Genomic DNA, 16,092 nt, shown 5'->3' on the forward strand with positions numbered 1-16,092 from the left:
AGGCCGATTGTGCTTCAGTCGCGCTGCAATGCGGGCAGCACCTCCTGCGCAAACAGCTGCATCGCGGCCAGCGCCGCCTGGTTGCTCCACAGGCCATTGGCGTTGAAGACGCAGCGCAGGCTGCCGATGCCCGTGGCCGACTGCAGCGCGCGGATCTGCGCATGGCATTGCTCCGGCGTCCCATGGATGAATTGCTCGCGCAGCACCTTTTGGCGATCGATGGGCGGCACACCGGCGGGCGCCACGCCGCGCTTGCCGGCAAAGTGCATGCGGCGCGCATAAAGCCTTTCCCAAAGGCCTTCGAGCTGCTGGCGCACCTGCGCTGCGCTGGGGCCAATGCAGACATAGCGCGCCAGCGACGAACGCGCCAGCAGCGCCTGCGCATCGCCGCCCTGCTGCCGGGCAACCTCGGCCAGCCGCTTCAGCTGCGCCCCCTCGGGCGGCTCCAGGCTCAGCAGCAGCGGCAGATCCTGCGCCAGTGCAAACGCCAGCGTCTCGGGCGTCGAGCCGGCGATGTAGATCGGTGGATGGGGCCGCTGAACGGGCAGCGCCATCAGCCGGCGCGGCGCGAACTTCCACAGTCCGCTCGAAGCCACGGTGTCGCCGCGCAATGCATCGCGCAGGATGCGCGCGCCCTGCTCGAAGCGCTCGCGCGTGCTGGACGGGTCGATCTCCAGGCATTGCAGCGCTGCCGGCTCCGTGCCGCGCCCAATGCCCACGTCGATGCGGCCGCCGCTCTGGAAATCCAGCTGCGCGATTTCCTCGGCCAGCATCAACGGGTGGTGCAGCGGCAGCACCAGCACCGCCGTGCCCACGCGCAGCCGCTCGGTGCGCGCCAGCAGGGCCGCGGCCAGCAGCAGCGGCGAGGGATACTGCCAGTCGCTTTGCGGCACGCGGAATTCGCTGAACCACACGCCGTCGAAGCCCCAACGGTCGGCGCGCTCGAAGATCGCGGCAAAGGCCTTGGGGTCACCGGCCATCGCTTCGCGCGTCCAGCCGGCGATGTCAATGCGCATCGTACGGCTCCTGGCTGCGCGCGCGCAGCAGCGTGTGCGGCGGCACCGCGATGCGCTGGAAATGCACGCCAAACACCTGGTCCAGTTGCGGATCCTGCAGCAGCGCGGCAGGCGCCCCATCCATGGCCACGCGGCCCTGATGCAAGACGATCACCCGTTCGAAGCACTCGAAGGCCAGATCCAGATCGTGCATCACCACCACAACCAGCCGCTCGCGCCCGCGCCGCGCCAGCGCCTGCACCAGCGCCAGCCGGTGCCGCACATCGAGCGCCGCGCCCGGCTCGTCGGCCAGCAGCACTGGCGGATCGGTGGCCAGCACCGCGGCCAGCAGGCCGCGCGCGCGCTCGCCGCCCGACAGCTGGCTCCAGCGCCGCGCAGCCAGGGGCTGCAGCCGGGCCTGCGCCAGCGCCTGGGTCGCATCGGGCACGCGCATCCGCATCAGCTCCTGCAGCGTCACATCCCAATGCGGCTCGAAACGCTGGGGCATGTAGCCGATGTGGCGGGCACGCACAGGCACGCTCAGCGTTGAAAGCGGCGCGCCATCGAGCCGCACCATGCCACTGTTGGACGCCATTTGCCCGGCCAGTACCTGAAGCAGCGTGGACTTGCCCGCGCCGTTCGGCCCGACCAGCGCCACCGCGCCTTGCGCCGGCAGATCGAGGCAGACGCCATCGAGCAGCCGGCGACCCTGGCGTTCCACACAGATATCGACGGCACGCAGCATCGCGGTATCGCTCATGCGCGGCCTCCATGCGAGCGCAGTCGGCGCGCCAGCAGCGCGATGAAGAATGGCCCGCCCGCCACCGCCGTGATCAGCCCCAGCGGCACCTCCGCCGGCGGCAGCACGCTGCGCGCGATGGCATCGGCCAGCGTCACGATCACCGCCCCCGCCAGCGCGCTGGCCGGCAGCACCCAGCGGTGCAGCGGGCCCACCCACCAGCGCGCGATATGCGGCGCGGCCAGGCCGACGAACGCCACCAGCCCGCCATAGGCCACCGCCGCCGCCACCACCAGCGAGCCCAGCAGCACGGCGCGCGGCACGAAGCGCGCGACATCCAGGCCAAAGGATTGCGCCGCGGCATCGCCCAGCCCCAGCAGGTCCAGCCCGCGCGCCAGCGTCTGCGTGGCGGCCAGGCAGCCCAGCGTGATCAGCGCCATCCAGCCCAGCCCGCTCCAGGTCGGCGTCTGAATTCCGCCCAGCACCCAGCTCATCACCACCTGCAGGCTCACGGTCTCGTCGGACAGCGCCAGCATCAGAAAGGAGCGTATGGCGCCCAGCATCGCCGCCATGGCCACGCCCGCCAGGAGCATGCCCGCCGCGTCAAGCGCCCCGGCCACACGCGCCACGCCCAGCACCAGCAGCGTCGCGCCCCATGCCCCGGCAAAGGCCAGTACGGGCAGGAGCCACGACTGCGGCAGGCCCAGCGGCACCAGCAGCGCTACCGTGGCGCCCAATGCCGCCCCGCCCGAGGCCCCCAGCAGATACGGCTCGGCCAGCGGATTGCGGAACACCCCCTGGAACACCGCGCCCGACAGGCCCAGCTGCGCGCCCACACAGGCCGCGGCCAGCACGCGCGGCATGCGCCACTCCCACAGCAGGCGCGCGCGCAGCGTGTCGCGCTCGGTCAGCGCGCTCCAGAGTTCGGCGGGCGCGGCCCATTCATGGCCGGCAAAGATGCCCAGCACCAGGCCGAGCGCCAGCAGTGCCCATGCGGGCCAGCGGATTTTCATTTCCATCCTTTGCGCTGCAGCTGCAGCAACCGGTGCGCGAGGGATTCGATCCCATCGAAGGTGCGCGGGCCGGGAATCAGGAATTCGGCGCGCGCCACGGTGATGGCCCGCTGCGCGCGCACCGCGCGCATGTCGCGCCAGCCGGGGCGGCGCGCCAGTTCGTCGAGCCCCGCCTGCGCGCCGGCAAACAGCAGCACATCGGGATCGCACGCCAGTGCCGCCTCGGGCGATACCTGCGCCAGCGTGCCGATGCCCGGCAGCGCATGCCGTGCACCCGCGCGCAGCATCGCCTCATGGGTATAGGTGCCGGGTCGCGCGACCAGCAGCATGCCGTTGCCCATGCGCCCGGTGACCATCAAAGCGCGCGGTGCGGCCCGGCCCGCCATCTGCCCGTCGACGGCGTGCAGGCGCTGCTCCAGCGATGCCGCCAGCGCCTCGCCACGCGCCTCGACGCCGGCGGCCTTGGCCACCAGGCGCACATTGCCGATCACCTCGCCCAGGCTGCGGCTCAGCAGCACCATGACCGGCACGCCGATGCGCTCCATGGGATCGACCAGCTGGTGCGCGGCCTGGCGCGCGGGCGTGACGATCACCAGGTCAGGGCGCTGCGCCACTACCGCATCGACCGAAAAGCCCAGGCGCCCGCCCACCCGCGGCAGCCGGGCCACCTCGGGGGGAAAGCGCGTGAATTCCTCGATGCCGACGATGCGCCTGGTCAGCCCCAGCGCAGCCACCAGCTCGGTGTTCGAGGAAAAGATGGTCACGATGCGTTGCGCCGGAGCAGGCAGCACCACCTCCCGGCCCAGCGCATCGCGCAGGCGTAAGGGTGAAGAAGCCACTGCATTGCCCAGCAACGCGCCGCAGCCCAGTGCGCCAAGCAGTCCGCGCCGTGCGATGCCCATGGTCAGAAATCGGCCTGCAGCCCGATCAGCCATTCGCGCCCCGGCATCGAAGTGCCGCAGCCGCCGTTCTGGAAGATCGGGTTGGCGATGCACGGCCGCTTGTCGAGCGCGATGAAGATCGGATGGCGGTTCAGGTCGAAGACGTTGTTGATGCCCGCGAACAGCTTCATGCCGCGGCTCACGCGGTATTCGCCGCGCAGGTTCCACACGGTGAACGCGCCCTTGCGGTGAATGAAGGTGCTGCTCGGCTCGCCCTGCGGGATCAGCAGGTTCTCCTCGGTGTCGTACCACATGGGCCCGCGCAGCAGCGCCGTGAGCTGTGCGCTCCAGTCGCCCGGGTTGCGGTCCATGCCGCGCGCCAGGCGCAGGCCGACCGCGGCCTCGTATTGGTACATGCGCTGCACGCGGTCGGTGTTGGCCGAGGCGGCCGCGCCCTTGTCCTTCATCTCGAAATGGTAGTAGCTATTGCCGAAGACGCTGAGCACCGGACCGCTGGCCAACCGGCCGATCTCGCTGCGCGCGCTGAGCTCCAGCCCGCGCGCGACGATATCGGCGGCATTGTTGGCGTAGTCCGAGGTGTTGGTCGCCGGGCCGCGCGAGACGGTGATGATGCGGTCCGAGATGGTGTTCTGGAACAGCGCGGCGTCAACCGTCAACGAACCCTGGCGCAGGGTAGTGCCGACTTCCAGCTGGCGGCTGGACTCGGGCTTGAGGTTCGGATTGCCGAAGCTGCGCCCGCCGCCCACCGCGGTGAAGTCGGCCGACAGCTCGCTGGCCGTGGGCGCGCGGAAACCGGTGGAGGCCCCGGCGCGCAGCGCCCAGCTGTCGCTGACCTTCCAGACCGCGCCTGTGGACCAGGTGGTCTTGCCGTAGTCGCGCGCAGTGGTCACGGCCAGCGGCACATTCGGCGTCTGGTCGAAGCGCGTCTCGCCCCAGGTGCGGCGCAGCCCGGCGCGCAGCGTCAGGCGGTCGCCGAAGAAGGTCTGTGCATCCTCCAGATACAGCGCGTGGGTGTGCTCGGTCTGGTTGGTGTCATAGGGCGCGACCTGGCCCGCGGGCCCGCCGGGCATGGCATTGCGCTCGCGGTCCGAGCGCAGCCGGTTCTTCTCGTAATCGAAGCCCAGCAGCAGGTCGTTGCTGTCGCTCAGGCGCAGGCGCGGCTGCAGGCGCAGGCCGGTGGCATCGAGCTGGCGGTGGTTGTAGTCGCGCGCGGTGCCGGGCACGGCGCTGGTGCCCGACCGGATCACGGGCGAGGCCCAGTTGAACTCGTCGACGTCGGTGAACGCATAGGCATGCGCCAGCCAGCTCACCCGCCCGCCGGGCAATGCGCCCTCGTAGCGCAGATCGGCTGACTGGTTGTAGCGGTTGTCGCGGCTGAAGATGTTGGCGCCGGAGCCACGGAAGCCAGCGTTGTAGATGCCGTCGGTGCGCAGCTGCAGTTCCACGCGGTGCAGGTCGGCCAGCTGCCAGCCGAGCGCGCCGCTGGCGCCGCGGCGCTTGTAGCTGGTGTTCCTCATCTCGCCGCCGCCGCGGCCCGAATCGTAGTCGTCGCGCCCGCCGGCATTGGCGCCCACATACCAGTCCCAGCGCTCGCTGGCGCCGCTGATCTGCGTGTCGGCGCGCCACAGCCCGCTGCCGCCGCCCACGACGGAAGCGCGGTTGCCGCCGCCGCTGGCGCCGGTGCGCAGGATGATGTTGATCACCCCGCCCATGTTCTGGCTGCCATAGACCACCGAGCCCGGGCCGCGCACGATCTCGATGCGCTCCACATCCGACAGGCTGAGCTTGGAGAGGTTGGCCGTGCCGGCGCGCCGACCGTTGAGCAACACCAGCACCTGGCCGCGGTAGTCGCGCCCCTGGCCGTCGGTGGCCGCGCCGCGCAGGTTCATCGAGGTCTGGGCGGCGGTCCATTCACTGAGAAAGCCCACCGCGTGCTCGGCCAGCAGATCGGTCACCGAGCGTGCCGAGGAGCGCTCGATATCGGCGCGGTCGATGGTCTGGGTGGTGGCGGCGATGCGCAGGCGCCCTTCGGGGCGCGCCGTGGCGGTGACGAACACATCAGCGAGCGTCGTCGGGTCTTCACCCGCCGCATGGGCCGCTGGACCCGCCAGCGTGGCCCAGGCCAGCAAAGACAGCAGGGCCGGACGGCAAGACAAGGGAAAGGAAGGCAGGGCAGCGCGTCTGAGCGCGTGCCGCGAACGAGGCAAGTGCATACGATGATTTCAAGGCGAGGCTTCGCTCACCCGCGAAGCCCAAGGACCAAAACCCGCCGCAGCGCGCGCCTGCATGAACCCGCAGCCAGGCCTGGCCACGCCCGTGCGCCGCCATTGCTTCAGCTGTTTGTCCAGACATGCGCACTCCCGCGGCGTCCGAAGCGATCACAAAGGCCGGTCTCCGGGCTCGCGAAACGCTGGCGCATGTCGAATGCGCCAGCTCAGCCCTCGCCTTCCCGCGCGCCAAGAGCACGCAGTGACTGCCAGCCTGGGGGCCAGCGTGAGGACCTGGGATTTCGCCCACCGTTGCGGGGGCAGCGCAGGCATTGCCGGGATATGAGGCCCGGCGCACCTGCTTGTCGAACACCTTTGAATCTGGGCGTCATCAGGCGGGCTCTGAGCCCGCACAACGGACGCCTGTGCGCGATTATCAAGGAAAGACGCGTTTTGTCACAGAACCAAATCAGGCGGAGCACCCGCATGAAAACACTGGCATGCATATAAAACCACATTCTTATAACCAGAATGGCTTTCTCCTACGTATCCCGTGCCTGATGGTCACTAAACTAGCGCTTTCTGCACTGCGTGTTCACTGTTTTGGTGCAGACCCCTCCCTCCATCTCTTCAAGGAAGCCTTGTCATGCTGAAGAAAGCTCTTAGCGCGATCGCCCTGGCCAGCCTGGCTCTGACTGCCCAGGCAGCCGACGTGGTGCTCAAGGTTGCGGCCACCGCCGTGCCCCATGCCGAAATCCTCAACCACATCAAGCCCGCGCTGAAGAAGCAGGGCGTGGAATTGCAGGTGCGCGAATTCAGCGACTATGTGCAGCCCAATGCGGCCGTCGAAGACAAGCTGCTGGACGCCAACTTCTTCCAGCACCAGCCCTACCTCGACAGCTACAACAAGGACCGCAAGAGCTCTTTGGTGGCCGTACCCAACGGCAAGATCCACGTCGAGCCCTTCGGTGCCTACTCGCGCAAGATCAGGAACATCAACGAGCTCAAGGAAGGCGCAACCGTCGCCATCCCCAACGATCCCTCCAATGGTGGCCGCGCGCTGCTGCTGCTGGCCAGGCAGGGCCTGATCGAGCTGAAGGACCCGAGCAGCCTCACGCCCACGGCGCTGGATGTGGTGAAGAATCCGAAGAAGCTGCGCTTCCGGGAACTCGAGGCGCCGCTGCTGCCGCGGGCGCTGGCCGATGTGGACCTGGCGCTGATCAACACCAACTACGCGATCGAAGCCAAGCTCAATCCCACCAGGGACGCGCTGTTCATCGAGGGCAAGGACTCGCCCTACGCCAACATCGTTGCCGCGCGCAAGGACCGCGCGGGCAGCCCGGAGATCGCCAAGCTGATCCAGGCGCTGCACAGCGAGGACGTGAAGAAGTTCCTGCAGGACAAATACCAGGGCGCGGTCGTTCCCGCGTTCTGAGCCTGCCCTCCCCGCCAGCCGCCGGCCGTGCCCCGCGCACTGCCGGCGGCTTTGCTTTTGGCGGCTCAGCGCGGTGCCGGCGCGTCGGGCCGCCCTGGGCCGAACAGCCGCTCTATGCCGGCCGCGAGGTGCGCGCGCATGGCCTCGCGCGCACGCAGCGGATCACGCGCGGCAATCGCCGCCTCGATCTCGGCATGCTCCTGCAGGACCGCGGCGGTCTTCATGGGCGAGCGCTTCGACAGATCCCTGATCAGCTGCACGCTGAAGCGCATCTGTTCGGCCAGCGCCTGCATGGTCAGCAGATAGAAGCGGTTGCCGCTGGCCTGGGCGACCGCGATATGGAAGGCCAGGTCTTCCTCGATGCCCGGCTGCCGGCTGGCCAGCGCAGCCTGCATGCGGTGGTGCGCCATCTTGATCTGGACATGCTGCGTCTGGCCCGCCTGCGCCGCCAGGGCCGCGCTTTCCACCTCGATGTTCATGCGGAACTGCAGGAAGTCGCGCACGTCGGCGATGCTGGAGAAGGCGCCAAAGGGCACGGCGGCTTTGTGCGCCATGTCGCCCACGTAGTGGCCCGAACCCTTGCGCGAATAGATGCGCTCCTCGCTGCGCAGCCGTTCGAGTGCCTGGCGCAGCACCGGGCGCGAAACGCCGATGGACTGCGCCATCCGCGCCTCGCTGGGCAGGCGCTGGTGGGCGCCGTAGCTGCCCGCGGCCATCAGGTTCATGACCTGGTGGTAGGCATGCAGGCTCAAAGCCGGCGGCAAGGCTTCTGGGTCCATGGGTGCGTGGCGAGTGACGGGAACCGCGATTTTTCCAGAAAGCGGCGCAATGGCATGCCGCCGGCACAAAGCTGTCAGACAGATTCAGCTTCATTTTGACAACTGGAAGACGCACTCGGACACTGCGTCCACACATCCAGGGCCGGCGGCCCGCATGACACCAGGAGACCCATGAGCACCATCACCGCCTTGCGCACCCTGCGCATCGACGAGCACCCCAACTTGATCTGGGTGGAGATCGAAACCGATGACGGCCTGACGGGCCTGGGCGAGTCGTTTCGCGGCGCAGAAGCCGTCGAGGCCGTGCTCCACGCGCAGGTCGCGCCCTGGCTGATCGGCCGCGACGCGCAGCAGATCGAGGCCGTCTCGCACCATCTGATGACGCCCTACCTGGGCTTTCACAGCAGCAGCGCCGAGACCCGCGCCGCCAGCGCCGTCGATCTCGCACTCTGGGACCTCGCAGGCCAGCGCCTGGGCGTGCCGGTGCATACCGCGCTGGGCGGGCGGGTGCGCGACGCCATTCCCGTCTACAACACCTGCGCCGGCTACCGCTTCAACACCGCGGGCGCCGCGCGCCGCGACGTCGCCCAGGCGGACCACCCGGCCGGCCCCTACGACGACCAGATCGCTTTCATGCGCGATGCGGGCGCGCTGGCCGAAAGCCTTCTGGACGAAGGCTACCGGGCCATGAAGATCTGGCCCTTCGACATCTACGCACCTGCGAGCAATGGCCAGCTGCTGACGCTCGAGCAGCTCAAGCAGGGGCTGGAGCCCTTTCGCAAGATCCGCCAGGCGGTGGGCGACCGAATCGAGATCATGTGCGAGCTGCACAGCCTGTTCGGCACCCATGCGGCGGCGCGCATCTGCCAGGGCCTGGAGGAATTCGACGTCTACTGGGCCGAGGACCCGCTGTGCAAGATGGACGACGCCCCCGCGCTGGCCGACCTGCGCCGGCGCACGCGCACGCCGGTCTGCGGCAGCGAGACGCTGGGCAGCGCCAAGCAGTTCCGCGATCTGCTGGCGGCCGATGCGCTCGACATCGTGATGCTGGACCTCGCGTGGTGCGGCGGGCTGACCGAGGGCCGCAAGATCGCCGCGCTGGCGCAGGCCTACTCCAAGCCGATCGCCCCGCATGACTGCACCGGCCCGGTGACGCTGATGGCCGGGCTGCACCTGGCCGTGCATGCGCCCACCGCCATCTTCCAGGAGGTGGTGCGCGCCACGCTGGCCACCTGGTACCGCGATCTGGTGACCGAACTTCCGGTGCTGAGCCAGGGCACGGCGCTGGCGCCCACGGCGCCGGGCCTGGGCACCGCGCTGAACCCGGCGGTGCGCGCGCGCGCCGATCTGCGCCTGCGCGAAAGCGGCAAGCCGCGCCGCGCACTCTGAACGCCGGGCGCGCCCGCCCTGCATCGATTCCATAACAATCCAAAGGAGACAAGAATGCCACTGCACCGACGCGATTTCCTGGCCTATGCCGGCGCCGCCACGCTGGCGCTGCCGGCCGCCGCACAGACGCCGCCCTGGCCCGCCAGACCCATCACGCTGGTCGTGCCCTTTCCCGCGGGCGGCACGGTGGACTGGATCGGCCGCGCCATCGCACATGAGATGCAGGGCCGGCTCAAGTCCTCGGTCATCGTCGAGAATCGGCCCGGGGCCACGGGCACCATCGGCTTTGCCGCCGTGGCCCGCGCGCCTGCGGACGGCTACACGCTGGTGATCGGCCCGCCGGGGCCGTTTGCCGTGGTCCCGCACCTGTTCACGAAGAAGCTGGCTTTCGATCCCGCCAAGGACTTCGACCTGCTCACGGTGGCGGTGCAGATCGCCAACGTGCTGGTGGTCCCGGCCAACGCGCCCTTCGATACGGTGGGTGCGCTGATCGCGCATGGCAAGGCCCATCCCGGCAAGCTGACTTTCGCCAATTCGGGCAGCGGCGCCTCCGATCACCTGGCGGCGGCGCTGTTTCTCGAGCGCACCGGCATCCAGGGCCTGCATGTACCCTACAAGGGCGGCGCTCCCGCCATCAACGACCTGCTGGGCGCGCAGGTCGACGCGTCGTTCCAGAACATCAACGCAGTGCTGCCCCACATCACCAGCGGCAAGCTCAAGGCCCTGGGCCAGACCGGACGCGTGCGTTCTCCGGTTCTGCCCCAGGTGCCGACGATGGCGGAAGCCGGGGTGCCGGACATGGAGATCCAGTCCTGGCAGGGCGTGGCCGCGCCGCGCGGACTCGCGCCGGCGGTGCGGCGCCAGCTGCTGGAGGTGCTGCAGCAATCGCTGCACGCGCCGGCCATGGCGCAAAAGCTCGCGGCGCTGGGCATGGAAGTCGTTGCCAGCTCGCCCGAAGACTTCGCGGCGCGCCGGCAGGCGGAATCCGGGCGCTGGCAGCAGGTGATCCAGCGCGCGGGAATCACCATGGAATGAGCCGCCAGGAACACACCACTTTTTGCTCTCTCACACGACATGCCACCCATCAATCTCTTCAAACAGGCCTTGCAGCAGGGCCGCGCGCAGATCGGCATCTGGTCCAGCCTGCCCTCGCCCTACGTCAGCGAACTGGTCGCGGGCGCGGGCTATGAGTGGATGCTGCTCGACACCGAACACGCGCCCGTCGACATCCCGCAGATGCTCCAGCAGCTGCAGGCGGCCGCGGCCGCGCGCCCCGCCGGCGGCATCGTCACCACGCCCGTGGTGCGGCCGGCGTGGAACGATCCGGTGCTGATCAAGCGCTTTCTCGACCTCGGCGCCCAGACGCTGCTGGTTCCCTTCGTGCAGAACGCGCGCGAGGCGCAGGCCGCGGTGGCCGCGACGCGCTTCCCGCCGCGCGGCCTGCGCGGCCTGGGCGGCGCGATGCGCGCCTCGAATTTCGGGCGCGAGGCGGACTACGTGCTGCATGCGCACGAGCAGACCTGCGTGCTGGTCCAGGTGGAGACGCGCGAGGCGCTGGCCGAAATCGAGGCCATCGCGGCCGTGGAAGGTGTGGACGGGATCTTCATCGGCCCCTCGGACCTGTCGACCAGCATGGGCCATCCGGGCAACCACCGGCACCCGGAAGTGGAAAGCGCCATACGCGATGCACTGGTGCGCATCCGCGCCTGCGGCAAGGCGCCGGGCATCCTCATGCCCGACCGGGAACGTGCGCAGGATTACCTCGCGCTGGGTGCGCAGTTCGTTGCCGTGGGGCTGGATCTGGCGCTGCTGCGCCAGGGCTTGGCGGACACGCTGGCGGCGTTCAGGCCGCGTTGAGCGCGGCCGGGGCCTGGCTGCCGCTCCACACCCACCACGCCAGTGCCAGCATCATCAGCCCGGTGGCCCCATCCAGCACGCGCCAAGCCAGCGGATGCGCAAACCAGTGCTGCATGCGCCGCCCGGCGCTGGCCAGCAGCGCAAACCACAGCAGGCTGGCACAGGCCGCGCCGGCCACGAACACGCTCTTGAGCGCGCCTTCCTGGCGCGCGCCGATGCTGCCCACCAGCAGCACGGTGTCCAGGTAGACATGCGGATTGAACAGGGTGATCACGGCCAGCGTGCCCAGCACGCCCAGCAGCCCGCGCTGCGCCGCGGCCGGCCCCTGCAGCGCGACGTCGGCGGCAAACGCCACGCGCCACAGGGCGTAGAGGCCGTAGGCCAGCAGGAACAGCGCGCCCCCCACCGAGAGGTGGTGCGCCAGCGTGGGCTCGCGCGCGATCAGCTGCGACATGCCGGCAACGCCAATGGCAATCAGCAGTGCATCGCTGAGCACGCACCAGGCGACGCAGGCACGGACGTGGCGGCCCTGCACGGCCTGGCGCAGCACATAGAGGTTCTGCGCTCCTATCGAGATGATGAGCGAGAGGCAGACCGTGAAGCCGGCCAGCCAGGAGGAAGAAATCAACGAGGTCCACATAAGGGAAATTGTCGTTCCCCGAATAAATTAAGTAAAATTAAACCAATTGAAACATCCTAAGACAAGCTAATGCTCGACTACGCCGGATTGGAAGCCCTGGCCGCGGTGGTGCGCGAAGGCAGCTTCGAGCGCGCCGCGCGCAAGCTGCACATCACGCCCTCGGCGGTCTCGCAGCGCATCAAGCTGCTGGAGGAACGCGTGGGCCAGGTGCTGGTATTGCGCGGCCAGCCCTGCACCGGGACCGAGGCGGGGCGCCGGCTGTGCCTGCATGTCGAGCAGGTGGCGCTGCTGGAAAACGAATTGCGCCGCACCAACCCGGCGCTGGTGGCCGAGGGCCAGTTCATGCCGCCCACGCTCAAGCTGGCCGTCAACGCGGATTCGCTGTCGTCGTGGTTCATGGACGCGATGGCGGCCTTCACGCGCGAAGGCAACGAGCTGCTCGACATCAGCATCGACGACCAGGACCACACGGCCAAGCGCATCAAGGAAGGCGCGGTCATGGCCGCGGTCACCGCCACCTCCACCAGCATCACCGGCTGCAACACCTGGCCGCTGGGCTCGATGCGCTACGTCGCGGCCGCCAGCCCGGAATTCATGCAGCAGCACTTCGCCCAGGGCGTGACGCCCGAAGCGGTGGCGCGCGCGCCGATGCTGAGCTACGACCGCAAGGACAGCATGCAGGACCGGTGGCTGCAGGCCCAGGGGCTGGCCTCGCGCCATGGCCCGCCCAAGCACTGGCTGCCCTCGGCCTATGCCTTCGTGCGCGCCTGCGAAGCGGGGGTGGGCTGGGCCATGCAGCCCACGGTGCTGATCCAGCGCTACCTCGATGCCGGCACGCTGGTGGAAGTGCTGCCGGATACCGGCGTGGATGTGCCCCTGTACTGGGCGCATGCGCGCAATGCGCAAGCCGGCCTGCAGCGGCTCACGCATTGCGTGATCACCGCCGCGGCCGGCTGGCTGGAGCCCATGCCCGGCATGCACCCGCCTGAGAGCGCTGCATCGCCGGGATCGAAGGCCGGTTAGTCACCAGCCCTCGTTGGCCCTCACTCCTGCTTGTTGAACACGTAATACTGGTTGGCGCGATCCCAGGCGGCGCGGGCAGCCGGCTCGGCTTCGTCCCACTTCAGGCGCGAGCCATGCTGGCGCTGCACGCCATCCCAGCGCTGCGACCAATCGTCGCGCACCTGCTCCCAGCGGTCATGGCCCGCGGCGCGGCTTTCCCAGCCGGCGCGGTAGGCCGGGGCGTAGTCGTCATAGGTGTAGCCCTCGCGGTAATGGTCCTGCTTGTCGTAGGCACCCTTCCAGTAGGCTTCCTCGGCCGTGGGATTGAGCCCTTCCGCCACGCTGTGGCCCGCCAGGCCGCCGGCCACTGCGCCGACCACCGCGCCCACGGCGGCGCCCACAGGCCCGCCAATGGCCCCTGCGGCCGCGCCCGCCAGGGCACCGCCGCCTGCGCCAACACCGGTGCCCACGGGATGGGCGCCGGGTTCGTCGGTGATGGGGTCCAGATTGAGGTTCTTGTCGCCTGTGGTCATGTGTGCTCCTGCAGAAATCGTTGGATCAAGACACGGGCCGGCTGCAGGGATGCTGCCGGCGCGCTCGCTGCAGCGGATCTCTCCATCCGCGCGCAACACCAGAGTGCATGAGGAGCTTGGACCCGCGTGTAGTCCAAAAGGCGAGGTGGATGCGGGGAAATGGAGGGGGATGCCCTGCCGCTGGCTGGGCGCGCAGGGTTGCCTGGGGAAGGACGTCCATCCTTCGACAGGCTCAGGACGAACGGTTCAGCTGGACGAAGCGCCCTGTCAAGCCCTTCGTGGTGGACCTGCCTGGGCGACCCCGTCGAACCATGGACGGCCTGCCCTACAAACAAGGCACCAACCGTGGCAATCCGGCTCAGCCGTTCACCTGGGGGCCAAAGGGTGCAAGTGACACCTCAATAATGCGGCGGCAATTCATCCCTGAGATTGCGCGCACCTCCCCCGCTCTCAGGCATCTGCTGGCGCAGATTGCGCACCTCGGCGATCAGCGCATCGATCTGCTGCTGCTGCCGGTAGATGGTCATGTTCAGCTGGTCGAGCGTGTCCTCGACATAGCTGGCCTTGATCTCCAGCTCGGTGATGCGCTCTTGGTCGCTCATGCCTGCGCCCGCAATGCCTGGCCCAGGCGCGCCATGCCCTCCTCGATCTTCGCCACGTCGGCCGTGGCGAACGACAGTCGGAAGGTCGAGGCATCGGGGTTCTGCGCGAAGAAGGGCGCGCCGGGCACGAAGGCCACGCCCTGCTCGATGGCGCGCTTGGCCAGCACATTCGCATCCTGGAGCTGGCCGCGCGCGCCCGTGAGCCTGACCCACAGGAACAGGCCGCCCTGCGGCGCGACGAAGCTCACGGCGTCGCCCAGTTCGCGGCGCAGCGCCTCGCCCATGGCGCGCGCGCGCTCGGCATAGACCGCGCGCACGCGCGCCAGCGTCGCCGGCATGCCGCCGGCCTTGAGGTATTGCGCGGCGGTGGCCTGCGCGTAGGTGCTGGTATGGGCATCGCTGAACTGCTTGCACATGACGGCCCGCTCGCGCAGCGCGGTGGGCGCCACCAGCCAGCCCACGCGCAGGCCCGGGCTCAGCACCTTGCTCAGGCTGCCGCAGTGGGCCAGCCAGGCGCGGCTGCCGGGCACTTCCGAGGACAGCGCCAGCAGGCTCGGCGGCGGCGCGGCGTCGAAGTACAGGTCGCCATAGGGGTCGTCCTCCACCACCAGCGTCTGGTACTTGACGGCCAGCTCCAGCACCTTGCGGCGGCGCTCCAGGCTCAGCGTGGCGCCGCTGGGGTTGCCGAAGGTCGGGATCAGATAGACCATCTTCGGCTGGTGCTCGGCCATCAGCTTCTCGAGCGCTTCGACATCCACGCCCTGCTCGTCAATGGGCGCGCTGATCACTTCGGCGCCATACAGGCGAAAGCACTGGATGGTGGCCAGGAAGGTCGGGCCCTCGACGATCACCTTGTCGCCCGGGCTGATCATGGTCTTGCCCAGCAGGTCCAGCGCCTGCTGGCTGCCGGTGGTGACCAGCAGGTCGCCGGCCGCGACATCCCTCACGCCCTTGGCGGCCATCAGCCTGGCGAGCTCCTCGCGCAGCGGCTGATGGCCCTCGGTGGCGCCATACTGCAGCGCGGCGCCGGGTTCCTCGTCCAGCGCGGCCTCGGTGGCGGCGCGGATGCCTTCGACATCGAACAGCGCACTGTCGGGAAAACCGCCGGCGAAGCTGATGATGCCGGGCTTGCCCAGCAGCTTGAAAAGCTCACGGATGGCGGAAGTCTCCACCTGGTTCAGGCGCTCGGCGAATTGCATAGTAAGGGGTTCCATTCAACGATATTCAATGGCGGCCATGGAAGGCGCCAACCCAGCATTCTTCACCAAATTCCAAAGCCGCGCGCGATGCCGCGCGGCGGCGCACCCGCGCGGGTGCCGGGTTTTGGCCGACAATGTCCATTTGCCGCCGGTTTTTCCATGCAGACTGCGCAGATCGCTCCCTTTTTCGCCACGCTCAAGGCGGCCAATCCGATGCCCAACACCGAGCTCGAATACACCACGGTGTTCGAGCTGCTCACGGCCGTGCTGCTGTCGGCGCAGGCCACCGATGTGGGCGTCAACAAGGCCACGCGCAGGATGTTTCCCGTCGCCAACACGCCGCAGGCCATCCTCGATCTGGGCCTCGAGGGGCTGGAGTCGCATATCAAGACCATCGGCCTTTACCGCAGCAAGGCGCGGCATCTGCTGGAGACCTGCCGCCGGCTGATCGAGCGCCATGGCGGCCAGGTGCCGCGCACGCGCGAGGAGCTCGAGGACCTGCCGGGCGTGGGCCGCAAGACCGCCAACGTGGTGCTCAACGTCGCCTTTGGAGAGCCGACGATGGCCGTGGACACGCATATCTTCCGCGTCAGCAACCGCACGGGACTGGCGCCCGGCGCCAACCCGCTGGCGGTGGAGCGGCAGCTGATGGCGCGCGTGCCCGCCGAGTACGCGGTGGACTCGCACCACTGGCTGATCCTGCTGGGCCGCTATGTCTGCCAGGCGCGCAAGCCGCGCTGCTGGGAATGCATCGTGGCGCAGTACTGCGACTTCGAGCCCAAGACCCCGGCGCCCTGAGC

The 16,092-nt window shown here is 69.0% G+C and carries 16 protein-coding genes and 1 riboswitch; of the genes, 6 read left to right on the forward strand and 10 right to left on the reverse strand.

The annotated features are described in order from the left end of the window. Positions 1-14: 14 nt before the first annotated feature. The 5 genes from M9799_RS01860 to M9799_RS01880 are packed head-to-tail and all read right to left on the reverse strand — an operon-like array spanning position 15 to position 5,805. On the reverse strand, positions 15-1,016 hold the full coding sequence (locus M9799_RS01860; RefSeq protein WP_231044457.1) for an LLM class flavin-dependent oxidoreductase: 1,002 nt from the start codon (positions 1,014-1,016) through the stop codon (positions 15-17). After that, complete coding sequence (locus M9799_RS01865; RefSeq protein WP_231044456.1) at positions 1,006-1,755, reverse strand: ABC transporter ATP-binding protein; 750 nt, start codon at positions 1,753-1,755, stop codon at positions 1,006-1,008. The genes M9799_RS01860 and M9799_RS01865 overlap by 11 nt, the downstream gene beginning before the upstream one ends. Beyond that, positions 1,752-2,747 (reverse strand): FecCD family ABC transporter permease, encoded by a 996-nt coding sequence (locus tag M9799_RS01870; protein WP_231044455.1) that lies wholly within the window; start codon positions 2,745-2,747, stop codon positions 1,752-1,754. The genes M9799_RS01865 and M9799_RS01870 overlap by 4 nt, the downstream gene beginning before the upstream one ends. After that, complete coding sequence (locus M9799_RS01875) at positions 2,744-3,649, reverse strand: ABC transporter substrate-binding protein (RefSeq protein WP_231044454.1); 906 nt, start codon at positions 3,647-3,649, stop codon at positions 2,744-2,746. The genes M9799_RS01870 and M9799_RS01875 overlap by 4 nt, the downstream gene beginning before the upstream one ends. Positions 3,650-3,651: 2 nt before the next feature. Beyond that, entirely contained in the window at positions 3,652-5,805 is a 2,154-nt protein-coding gene (locus M9799_RS01880) for a TonB-dependent receptor (protein WP_231044453.1), read from the reverse strand. A 212-nt stretch (positions 5,806-6,017) separates the two neighbouring features. After that, a riboswitch (cobalamin riboswitch) is annotated at positions 6,018-6,248 on the reverse strand. A gap of 254 nt (positions 6,249-6,502) precedes the next feature. Here M9799_RS01880 and M9799_RS01885 point away from each other — a divergent pair. Next, positions 6,503-7,291, forward strand: a complete 789-nt coding sequence (locus M9799_RS01885; protein ID WP_231044452.1) for a MetQ/NlpA family ABC transporter substrate-binding protein — start codon at positions 6,503-6,505, stop codon at positions 7,289-7,291. Between the two features lie 65 nt (positions 7,292-7,356). Here the strand turns inward: M9799_RS01885 and M9799_RS01890 are convergent, their stop codons facing one another. Then, entirely contained in the window at positions 7,357-8,070 is a 714-nt protein-coding gene (locus tag M9799_RS01890; RefSeq protein WP_231044451.1) for a FadR/GntR family transcriptional regulator, read from the reverse strand. A 171-nt stretch (positions 8,071-8,241) separates the two neighbouring features. Between M9799_RS01890 and M9799_RS01895 the strand changes: the two genes are divergently transcribed. The 3 genes from M9799_RS01895 to M9799_RS01905 are packed head-to-tail and all read left to right on the forward strand — an operon-like array spanning position 8,242 to position 11,316. Next, positions 8,242-9,459, forward strand: a complete 1,218-nt coding sequence (locus M9799_RS01895) for a mandelate racemase/muconate lactonizing enzyme family protein (protein WP_231044450.1) — start codon at positions 8,242-8,244, stop codon at positions 9,457-9,459. Positions 9,460-9,513: 54 nt separating this feature from the next. After that, a complete protein-coding gene (locus M9799_RS01900) occupies positions 9,514-10,494 on the forward strand; it encodes a Bug family tripartite tricarboxylate transporter substrate binding protein (protein WP_231044449.1) in 981 nt (326 codons plus the stop codon). A gap of 39 nt (positions 10,495-10,533) precedes the next feature. After that, on the forward strand, positions 10,534-11,316 hold the full coding sequence (locus M9799_RS01905) for an aldolase/citrate lyase family protein (protein WP_231044448.1): 783 nt from the start codon (positions 10,534-10,536) through the stop codon (positions 11,314-11,316). Here M9799_RS01905 and M9799_RS01910 read toward each other — a convergent pair. Next, the gene (locus M9799_RS01910) at positions 11,303-11,956 is read right to left on the reverse strand and encodes a LysE/ArgO family amino acid transporter (RefSeq protein WP_231044447.1); all 654 of its coding nucleotides are present in this window, start codon (positions 11,954-11,956) and stop codon (positions 11,303-11,305) included. The genes M9799_RS01905 and M9799_RS01910 overlap by 14 nt on opposite strands. A gap of 69 nt (positions 11,957-12,025) precedes the next feature. Between M9799_RS01910 and M9799_RS01915 the strand changes: the two genes are divergently transcribed. Continuing rightward, positions 12,026-12,979 (forward strand): HTH-type transcriptional regulator ArgP, encoded by a 954-nt coding sequence (locus M9799_RS01915; protein ID WP_231044446.1) that lies wholly within the window; start codon positions 12,026-12,028, stop codon positions 12,977-12,979. Positions 12,980-12,999: 20 nt separating this feature from the next. Here the strand turns inward: M9799_RS01915 and M9799_RS01920 are convergent, their stop codons facing one another. The 3 genes from M9799_RS01920 to M9799_RS01930 form a co-directional block, all read right to left on the reverse strand. Next, positions 13,000-13,491, reverse strand: coding sequence for a hypothetical protein (locus tag M9799_RS01920; protein ID WP_231044445.1), 492 nt, complete (start codon positions 13,489-13,491; stop codon positions 13,000-13,002). Positions 13,492-13,889: 398 nt separating this feature from the next. Beyond that, positions 13,890-14,093 (reverse strand): SlyX family protein, encoded by a 204-nt coding sequence (locus M9799_RS01925; RefSeq protein ID WP_231044444.1) that lies wholly within the window; start codon positions 14,091-14,093, stop codon positions 13,890-13,892. Then, positions 14,090-15,292 (reverse strand): aminotransferase-like domain-containing protein, encoded by a 1,203-nt coding sequence (locus M9799_RS01930; RefSeq protein ID WP_231044491.1) that lies wholly within the window; start codon positions 15,290-15,292, stop codon positions 14,090-14,092. Before M9799_RS01930 ends, M9799_RS01925 begins: the two co-directional genes overlap by 4 nt. Before the next feature lie 159 nt (positions 15,293-15,451). Here M9799_RS01930 and nth point away from each other — a divergent pair, with 159 nt between their 5' ends. Continuing rightward, the gene (gene nth, locus M9799_RS01935; protein WP_231044443.1) at positions 15,452-16,090 is read left to right on the forward strand and encodes an endonuclease III; all 639 of its coding nucleotides are present in this window, start codon (positions 15,452-15,454) and stop codon (positions 16,088-16,090) included. Positions 16,091-16,092 lie beyond the last annotated feature (2 nt).

The organism is Comamonas endophytica, assembly GCF_023634805.2.
GTDB classification, from domain to species: domain Bacteria; phylum Pseudomonadota; class Gammaproteobacteria; order Burkholderiales; family Burkholderiaceae_C; genus Comamonas; species Comamonas endophytica.

What these genes read in the sequence shown, in the direction of transcription:
- M9799_RS01925 (WP_231044444.1), bottom strand. Translation starts at nt 14,093, where the DNA reads ATGAGCGACCAAGAGCGCATCACCGAGCTGGAGATCAAGGCCAGCTAT.
- M9799_RS01910 (WP_231044447.1), bottom strand. Translation starts at nt 11,956, where the DNA reads ATGTGGACCTCGTTGATTTCTTCCTCCTGGCTGGCCGGCTTCACGGTC.
- M9799_RS01885 (WP_231044452.1), top strand. Translation starts at nt 6,503, where the DNA reads ATGCTGAAGAAAGCTCTTAGCGCGATCGCCCTGGCCAGCCTGGCTCTG.
- M9799_RS01865 (WP_231044456.1), bottom strand. Translation starts at nt 1,755, where the DNA reads ATGAGCGATACCGCGATGCTGCGTGCCGTCGATATCTGTGTGGAACGC.
- M9799_RS01860 (WP_231044457.1), bottom strand. Translation starts at nt 1,016, where the DNA reads ATGCGCATTGACATCGCCGGCTGGACGCGCGAAGCGATGGCCGGTGAC.
- M9799_RS01920 (WP_231044445.1), bottom strand. Translation starts at nt 13,491, where the DNA reads ATGACCACAGGCGACAAGAACCTCAATCTGGACCCCATCACCGACGAA.
- M9799_RS01870 (WP_231044455.1), bottom strand. Translation starts at nt 2,747, where the DNA reads ATGAAAATCCGCTGGCCCGCATGGGCACTGCTGGCGCTCGGCCTGGTG.
- M9799_RS01875 (WP_231044454.1), bottom strand. Translation starts at nt 3,649, where the DNA reads ATGGGCATCGCACGGCGCGGACTGCTTGGCGCACTGGGCTGCGGCGCG.
- M9799_RS01900 (WP_231044449.1), top strand. Translation starts at nt 9,514, where the DNA reads ATGCCACTGCACCGACGCGATTTCCTGGCCTATGCCGGCGCCGCCACG.
- M9799_RS01915 (WP_231044446.1), top strand. Translation starts at nt 12,026, where the DNA reads ATGCTCGACTACGCCGGATTGGAAGCCCTGGCCGCGGTGGTGCGCGAA.
- M9799_RS01930 (WP_231044491.1), bottom strand. Translation starts at nt 15,292, where the DNA reads ATGCAATTCGCCGAGCGCCTGAACCAGGTGGAGACTTCCGCCATCCGT.
- M9799_RS01905 (WP_231044448.1), top strand. Translation starts at nt 10,534, where the DNA reads ATGCCACCCATCAATCTCTTCAAACAGGCCTTGCAGCAGGGCCGCGCG.
- nth (WP_231044443.1), top strand. Translation starts at nt 15,452, where the DNA reads ATGCAGACTGCGCAGATCGCTCCCTTTTTCGCCACGCTCAAGGCGGCC.
- M9799_RS01890 (WP_231044451.1), bottom strand. Translation starts at nt 8,070, where the DNA reads ATGGACCCAGAAGCCTTGCCGCCGGCTTTGAGCCTGCATGCCTACCAC.
- M9799_RS01895 (WP_231044450.1), top strand. Translation starts at nt 8,242, where the DNA reads ATGAGCACCATCACCGCCTTGCGCACCCTGCGCATCGACGAGCACCCC.